We start from the raw sequence: 2,485 nt of genomic DNA, 5'->3' as shown, positions 1-2,485 counted from the left end.
ACGCCCCGGTCCGCGAGGTGCGCGAGATGATCGATGCCCATGGCGACGTCGCGGAACGTGGCCGGCCAGCCGCCGTCGCCCGTTCTTCCCGCCCCGCCCGCCCGGCGGTACTCCAGGTTCCACGCTGCGAGGCCGTGCGCGGCGAGGTCCACGGCTTCGGGGACGCCCAGCTCGGCGGTGTAGGCGTCGCGCCAGTAGCCGCCGTGGATCACCACGACCGTGCCGCGGGGCGGCGCGCCGGGCCCTGCGCCGTCGGGGAGGAACAGCTCGCCCCACTGGTCGGGATGCGGTCCGTAGGGGATCCGTTCGCGCGAGACCACGAGCCCACCTTACTGGGGACGCGAGGGCGAAAGGAGGGCCTCCCGTGTCGGTGCAGGTTGCTACCGTGATTGCATGGCCAGCAACTACGACCGGCTGGATGCCGGGCAGCGCGCTCTCGTCGACGCGTCCGTCGAGACGTACGCCCGCGTGCGCCCCGCGCTCAAGAACGTCACGAGCGGTGTCCTGTGGACCTTCCGCGAGATCTTCGAGGACGCCGAAGAGATCGAGCCCCTGTTCATCACGGCCCGCACCAAGACCGTCGAATCGTTCCGCGAGAAGATCTCGCGCCTCGATCCTCCCGCCGAGCCGGGCGGCGAGCCAACCCTCAAGTTCCCCGACCCGTTCCGGACGCTCAATGACATGGTCGGCGTGCGCGTCATCACGAAGCTCCCGGGGGACAACGCCGTCGCCGCGAACCTCATCAAGCGCCAGCGCGATATCTTCGACTGCCGCGGCGACCGAGAGAAGGCCATCGGTTCCATCGAGTCGGGCACCTACGGCTATTCGAGCCGCCACCTCATCCTGCGCACGCTGCAGAACGATGCCGTCAAGGAGTACCAGGCGATCTTCAATCCGGAACTCCCGGCGAACGGCAGCTACTTCTTCGAGTGCCAGATCCGCACGATCTTCGCCCACGCGTGGAGCGAGATCGAGCACGATATCCGCTTCAAGAGCCAGGACCCGCGCGCCTGGAGCCCGCAGTTCGACCGCCAGTTCACGGCGACGGCGGCCATGCTCGAGGTCGTCGAGAAGGAGTTCGCCGACCTGCACGAACGGTATGAGAAGGTGCGCAGTTTCTGGGACCAGGACGGCGAGGGCTCGCAGCCGCTCAACCCGGACCGCATCAGGGACGTGTGGCAGACGCTGCTCCCCCACGTGGACCGCAAGGTCGACGACGACTGGGGTTGGGCGGCCGAGCTCGTCGCCGCGCACGGGCTCACCGAGACATGGCAGCTCGTCGAACTTCTCGACGCCGAGCGGATCACCGATGTGCGCAAGGCGCTCGACCACCGATACTCGCCCGGCCCGGATCGGCTCCTCGACGACCTCCTGCTGTGGCGGTTCGGCCGCGAGCACATCGAACTCACCGCAGAAGCTGCCGACGCCGCACCCCACCCGCGGCGCGACAGCCTCCAGCGGCGGCTCCGGCAGATCGAGCGCTTCCGGCTCGCCTGAGCGCGAGGCGGGCACGCGCCGTCGTCCGTTGGGCGGACCGATTCGCAGCGCATAGTTGCCTGATGAAACCATGGGCGCGTGAATTCCGCCCAGACCACCGAGACCACCCCTGCAGCCCCGCCGACGGCGGCCGACCGCGACGCGCGGATCGCCGTGACCGTGTTCCCGATCCTCGTGATCGTCGCGGGCGTCATTGGCTTCCTCGCGCCCGGCGCGATCAAGCCGGCCGTGCCGTGGGTTCCGTATCTCCTGGGCGTGATCATGTTCTGCATGGGCCTCACGCTCACGCCGCCGGACTTCGCGTCCGTGGTGCGGCGGCCGTGGGCCGTGGCGCTGGGCCTCGTGGCGCACTACGTCATCATGCCGGCCGCCGGCTGGGCGATCGCGACGGGGCTCCACCTCCCGCCCGAACTCGCGGTCGGCGTCATCCTGGTGGGCTGCGCGCCCTCGGGAACGGCGTCGAACGTCATGGCGTATCTCGCGAAGGGTGACGTGGCGCTCTCGGTCGCGGTGGCGACCGTCTCGACCCTCGTCGCTCCGCTCGTGACGCCCGCGCTCACGCTCCTGCTCGCCGGCTCATTCCTCAACGTCGACGCGGGCGGCATGGTCCTCGACATCGTCAAGACCGTCCTCATCCCCGTGGTCCTGGGCCTCGCGGTGCGGCTGTTCCTCAAGCAGGCGGTCGCCGCGGTGCTGCCGGCGCTGCCCTGGATCTCGGCGGTGGTGATCGCGGCGATCGTCGCGATCGTCGTCGCCGGCTCGGCCACGAAGCTCGCCGCCGCTGGGGGCATCGTGTTCGTCGCCGTCGTCCTTCACAACGGTTTCGGGCTGGGCCTCGGGTACCTCGCCGGGAAGCTTGGCCGGCTGGACCGCAAGGCGCGCCGCGCGCTCGCGTTCGAAGTCGGGATGCAGAACTCGGGCCTCGCCGCGACGCTCGCCGCCGCGCACTTCAGCCCGCTCGCCGCGCTGCCGTCCGCGGTGTTCTCCG

Annotated in this window: 2 protein-coding genes and 1 pseudogene; 2 read left to right on the top strand and 1 reads right to left on the bottom strand. The window is 70.1% G+C overall.

What is annotated here, in order from left to right; genetic code table 11:
- Window positions 1-320 (bottom strand): annotated as a pseudogene (locus tag ACLN58_RS20960) (alpha/beta hydrolase); the annotation flags it as partial.
- A 73-nt stretch (window positions 321-393) separates the two neighbouring features.
- On the opposite strand from ACLN58_RS20960, the gene ACLN58_RS20955 reads away from it, so the two are divergent.
- Together ACLN58_RS20955 and ACLN58_RS20950 are read left to right on the top strand one after the other, a co-directional pair.
- Window positions 394-1,497 carry a GTP pyrophosphokinase gene (locus ACLN58_RS20955; protein WP_415857158.1) on the top strand — a complete coding sequence of 368 codons (1,104 nt, stop codon included), beginning with the start codon at window positions 394-396 and terminating at the stop codon, window positions 1,495-1,497.
- 78 nt (window positions 1,498-1,575) lie between these two features.
- Window positions 1,576-2,485, top strand: a 910-nt coding sequence (locus tag ACLN58_RS20950; protein ID WP_415857157.1) for a bile acid:sodium symporter family protein, incomplete at its 3' end; no start/stop codon positions are given.

The sequence above is a fragment of the Sinomonas sp. G460-2 genome, assembly GCF_047759905.1.
Classification (GTDB): Bacteria; Actinomycetota; Actinomycetes; order Actinomycetales; family Micrococcaceae; genus Sinomonas.
Note: the sequence above shows the minus strand (reverse complement) of the source record. Positions and strands in the feature narration are given on the sequence as shown.

Bases quoted from the DNA above. Each gene is read 5' to 3' on its own strand.
- ACLN58_RS20955 (WP_415857158.1), top strand. From the start codon at position 394: ATGGCCAGCAACTACGACCGGCTGGATGCCGGGCAGCGCGCTCTCGTC.